Origin of the sequence: Sulfolobus sp. B1 (genome assembly GCF_007050195.1) — an archaeon.
In the GTDB taxonomy this organism is placed as follows: domain Archaea; phylum Thermoproteota; class Thermoprotei_A; order Sulfolobales; family Sulfolobaceae; genus Saccharolobus.
Genome location: NZ_QIMI01000109.1, coordinates 1 through 5,514, shown reverse-complemented (window position 1 = coordinate 5,514; position 5,514 = coordinate 1). Strand labels below are relative to the sequence as shown.

The window sequence follows — 5,514 nt, the reverse complement described above, 5'->3', positions numbered from 1 at the left end:
TGAAATACTAGATAACACAGAATTACCTTCATCATTTGGTCCCGGTGGGAGTAGAATGGCTGTATACTCTTATGGTGCTGTTGCCGGTGGAGTTGAAGAATTAAAAGCTAAGCTTAGAAAGAGGGCTGAAGCAGTACTAAACGATAAGATAATAGATTATAAAGAGGGTTATTTCATCGGCGAGAATGGAGGAAAAGTTAGGATTACTCAGTTTGAAGGAGAAGAAGTAAGCTTCACGTACACTCTTCAAGGAAAATATAGGTTCAACGCTTATCCATTTGCTTGCGATTTAGCTGTTGTTAGGATAGAAGATGGTAAGATAAAGCCTATCAAACACGTAGTATACATTGATCCTGGTAATCCTATAGACGAGGATTTAGTACGAGAACAAGTTATTGGAGGAACTGCAATAGGCATATCTATAGCATTATATGAGAGATATTTATATGATGATAGTGGAAACCTATTAACAACTAGTTTAGCAGATTATGGATTACCCACAGCTGCGGATTTGCCTGATATCGAAGTGAATATAGTACCAACGCCTTCTCCAGTAACACCTTTCGGAGCCAAAGGTATAGGAGAAATTCCAGTAGGCGTGGCTGCTGCAGCAGTAACTAGTGCGATTGAGGACGTAATAAAGAAAAGGATAACTAAAGTCCCAATTACATTGGAAGACGTTTTAAATGAATGAAATCAATCATTTTTTATTTGCAGTACAGCTATTTTATGCTCTCCTATTATATCACTTAGTTTATATTTTCCTTGTGATATTTCAACATTTCTTAGAACATCGAAACTTTTAGGCAAGTCAACTTCATCATTTATTTCTTTTGTTACGACGGGGGAGAATAATACCATTATTTTACCTCTCCTAAATCCGTATTGTAACTTCTGATAGCCTTGTAAATCTCTTCTAATCGAAAGCAACTTTTTTATTACTAACATTTTAGTCCTCTCGTCAGAAATTGTTATTTTTTCTATACTATCGGGCAACTTTTTCATGGTTTCTCTCAGATAATTAAAGTTGACAGGTAATCTGTTATCTGGATCGGTCAATAAATATCTCCACACCTCAGTCCCTTGGTAAATGTCAGGAATTCCGGGAGAAGTACACTTTAAAGTAATTGTAATTAAAGATTTCATATAACCATAATATGTGACTTTCTTCAGAAAATTAATCAGATCACTTCTAAAAGTATCATTAGATAATGTATCATCTATGAACGCTAACACTCTTTTCTCATATTCTACATTGGGGTTTTCCCAAGTAGTATTTACCTTAGCCTCTCTTATAGCCTTAATCATATGGTTTTTAATCCTGTTTACGTATTCCTCGTTGTAAGACTCAAAACTACCCACAATTGTTTGATAAAACCTATACTCATCATTTCTATCTATTTTTGGCTTCAATAAATCATGCCAATAAATAACCCTTTCCTTCCACTCTTTAGGAATCTCAGACAATACGGAAATCCTTGCTCTGACGTCTTCGCTAAACTTAGTGTCATGAGTTGAAGTAGCATTGAGGCTTATTGAATTCACTCTACTTGAATTAAAATCATGAAACTCGTCTAAAGTGATGGAAAACATTCTCAGATTACTACCAACTTCATTTAAGGATATAAGCCTATTATAAATGAATAGTGCAGTGTCTTCATAACCTTTAGCAAATATTGCTGGCATGTATTGTTGTAACCTAATTAATGCTTTTTCATCCCTTAGCTTCTTCTCTTTATCACACTCATCTATCACGTTCATATCCTCATAAGGTAAATACGTCCTATATCGTTTAAGGCATGATAAGAAATCAATTAAATAGTCTTCATTGACTCCAAACAATTTAGCTAGTCTTTGAATATCTCCACGGAACAGAGTTTTTGCTACTAACTTCTTACTTTCAGTTATTATACTCTCTATATCAAGCTTCCTACCTACAAATTCTTCATAAAATTTTGTCAGTTCCTCCTCTCCACTCTTATCTACCAGTAATAGGTTTACGTAATTTAAGAAATCATATCCCGTAGTTCCATCAACGTTCCAGTTTTCTGGTAGTTTCTCACCGAGGGATAGTATCTTCTCTACGTATATTATTTTATTTGGGAAAATTTTTCTTAGTCTGTCTATGTATTGCTTCGGATCATAAAGCCCATCTATGTGATCTACTCTTAATCCGTCTATAGGTAACCTTGAAATAACACTATGTGACTCGTTAAATACCTCTTCTAACTCCACTTTAATAGCTATAAGATCATTTACAGCGAAGAATCTACGATAGTTAGGATATTCTTTCCAGAACTTCAATTCGTAATACTGCATCCCAAGTAACTTCTTTATATCATCTTTGCTTAAACACGAGGTTTGAAAACAATTTAATTTCTTTAAGTATTCAATACCTTCTTTATTTATAGGAAAGAGGAAGTCTCTGTACTTTACGTAACTATCCTTTACTTCAATAAGGTTATTTCTTATAACGTTATCCGGAACGTCTTCTAAAATTGGTAATATTATTATATCTTCATCATAAATATCAAAATAATTATAATACTTGCTATTTTTCCAATTCTCGAGAACATCCATTAGTCTCCAATTGTTACTATGAACTGCCATATGGTTAGGGACTATATCTTGAATTATACCTAAACCTCTTTTCTTAGCCTCATTAACTAATTTAAAGTATCCCTCTTCTCCCCCTAATTCATCATTTATCTTACTATGGTCTACCACATCATAACCGTGACTACTTGAGGGTCTAGCTTGAAGTACAGGGGACAAATATAAATGAGAAATGCCCAACTCCTTAAAATAATCTAAGTACTCTATTACTCTCTCGAAATCGAAATCCTTGTTTAACTGTAATCTGTATGTAGAATTTATATTCTCGTTCATAGCTCAACCCTTCTATATACTAACGCTGTTCTACTTTCTATTTCCAGTTCCCTTTCAGAGTCTACAATCCTCTCCTCCTGCCTTATATCCCTTAAGTGAGAGCTAACTACCAATTCCCATTTCCCTTTAGGAAACTTAAACTTAATATTGTTAGGATTAGCATTAAGTATTATTAGGAAGGTATCATCAGCTATTCTCTCTCCATACTCGTTTATTTCGTCCATTACACTTCCTTCTAAAATGAATGCAACAGTCTGAGTTGGTGAATTCCAAATTTTCTCATCGACTTCTCTTCCATCAATGTTCAAAAACGTAACGTCCTTTAGAGGCATGCCAAAAAGCTTCTTTCCTTGAAAATATTTAGCTCTTCTAAAGATTGGATGAGCTCTATAAAAGTGAATTAATCCTCTTACAAATTCTAAAAACTTAACTCTCCTCTCATCTAAATTCCAGTCATACCAACTTATTTCATTATCTTGGCAAAAAGCGTTATTATTTCCTCTTTGCGTCCTACTTAATTCATCTCCTCCTAAAATCATTGGTACTCCTTGGCTAACAAATAAAGTTATCATAAAGTTCCTTTTCTGTTTTTCTCTACATAAAATCACATTATTATCATTGGTAGGACCTTCGGCACCACAGTTCCAACTATAGTTCTCGTTCATCCCATCCTTATTATCAAAGCCATTCGCCTCGTTATGCTTCTGATTATAGCTTACTAAATCCTCTAGCGTGAAACCGTCATGAGAAGTGATGTAATTTATACTGGCAAAAGGCGTTTTATTATTTCCTAAATAAATATCTGGTGATCCCAAAAGCCTATTAGCTATCTCGTTATAAGGCAACGCTTCTCCTCTCCAAAACCTTCTAATAGTATCCCTATATCTCCCGTTCCACTCAGCCCAAGTATATGGAAAGTTGCCTACTTGATATCCTCCCGGTCCGACATCCCATGGCTCAGCTATGAGCTTAACTTGAGATAATATTGGATCTTGTTGGATAGCTATAAAGAATGTATTTAACATATTTACGTTGTATAATTCCCTTGCTAACGCAGCTGCTAAGTCAAACCTGAACCCGTCAACATGCATTTCAGTAACCCAATATCTTAAGCTGTCTATAACCAGCTGAATTACTCTAGGGTGACTCAAATTAAGCGTATTTCCGGTTCCGGTGAAATCTAAATAGTATCTCTTATTATCAGGTTGTAGCATATAATAGGCTAGATTATCAATACCTCGGAAACTTAATGTAGGTCCTAGATGATTTCCCTCAGCTGTGTGATTATAAACTACGTCTATTATCACCTCAATTCCAGCATTATGTAATTCGTTTACCATCTTCTTAAATTCTAAAACTTGATCTCCTAAACATCCCAAACTTGAATATCTGCATTCCGGAGAAAAGAAGTTAATAGGGTCGTAACCCCAATAATTTACTAATCCCTTCTCTACTAGAAACCTCTGATCAATAAAATGAAATACTGGCATTATTTCTACTGTGGTAACGCCTAAATCTTTCAAATAATCTATCATTTGAGTAGAGGCTAAGCCAGAATAGGTTCCTCTTATATTTTCCGGTAAATCAAGTCTTTGCTTAGTAAATCCCTTAACATGAACCTCATAAATTACCGTATCCTTTAATGGAATTCTTTTCTCCCTATTATAAAAACTTTCATCATCCCAGTCAAAATGTGGGTCGATTACTACACTCTTCGGCATGAATTCACTGGAGTCTCTCTCATCAAACGACAAGTCTTGGCTCTGATCACCTATCTTATATCCAAATAATGCATCGTTCCATATTACGTTGCCATTTATAGCTTTAGCATAAGGATCAATGAGCACTTTATGAGGATTGAATCTCAATCCCATTTCTGGCTTATACGGCCCATAAACACGGTAAGCGTATAGTTGTTTTGGTCCTAAGCCTGGCACAAATGTATGCCATATATCCCCAGTTCTATTCTTTAACTCTATTACCTCCTTAGGATACTTTTGATTAGAAGGAGTATATAATAATAGTTCAATTTTTTCCGCATTCTCAGAGAATATTGAAAAGTTTACTCCATCTTCACTTTCAATCCAATTAGCACCTAAAGGAAAGGGCTCGCCAGGTCTTAATGGTCTGTCTCTACTTCTATAAAAGGACATAATAAGAATTATTCCTATTACAATCAAATGTTTTTCTCCTTCTTACCTAAGACGTTTGCATAATATTTTTCTTTGTCTAGAAATGAGACGGAAAAGCCGTTATTTTTAAGGATAGTAATAACTTTTTCGTCTGTTATACCAGGCTTTACCTCAACGATAACATTTCTAGTTTTCTCTAGTGTATTAACTGATCCCTCCAGAACCTCAACCTCTGATCCCTCAGCGTCTATCAATATCAAATCAATCCTATCATAATTTACTAGCACATTATCGAGAGTATCAGCTTCTACTTCAAAGTAATCCCTATATTCGTATTCCTTCATTCTATAAGGAGTGAGCGAAGATACTAGATTGTTATCATCTATACTTTTATATAACTTAACCTTATCCTTACTTTTCCATATTGCCAAATTCAATACTTCTATGTTAAAAAATCTATTAAGTTCAACGTTTTTTCTCAGTTCTTCAGCAA

The 5,514-nt window shown here is 34.7% G+C and carries 4 protein-coding genes; 1 reads left to right on the top strand and 3 read right to left on the bottom strand.

Annotated elements, in window-relative coordinates; genetic code table 11:
* Positions 1–694 (top strand): molybdopterin cofactor-binding domain-containing protein (locus tag DMP16_RS07515; RefSeq protein WP_143577049.1); only part of this gene is annotated, 694 nt, incomplete at its 5' end.
* 2 nt (positions 695–696) lie between these two features.
* On the opposite strand, the gene DMP16_RS07510 is transcribed toward DMP16_RS07515, so the two are convergent.
* From DMP16_RS07510 to DMP16_RS07500, 3 genes are all read right to left on the bottom strand, one after another.
* Positions 697–2,889, bottom strand: coding sequence for a malto-oligosyltrehalose synthase (locus tag DMP16_RS07510; RefSeq protein ID WP_069283360.1), 2,193 nt, complete (start codon positions 2,887–2,889; stop codon positions 697–699).
* Entirely contained in the window at positions 2,886–5,045 is a 2,160-nt protein-coding gene (gene glgX / locus DMP16_RS07505) for a glycogen debranching protein GlgX (RefSeq protein WP_143577050.1), read from the bottom strand. The genes DMP16_RS07510 and glgX overlap by 4 nt, the downstream gene beginning before the upstream one ends.
* A 20-nt stretch (positions 5,046–5,065) precedes the next feature.
* Positions 5,066–5,514: FkbM family methyltransferase (locus DMP16_RS07500; protein ID WP_143577048.1), on the bottom strand; the 449-nt coding region annotated here is incomplete at its 5' end.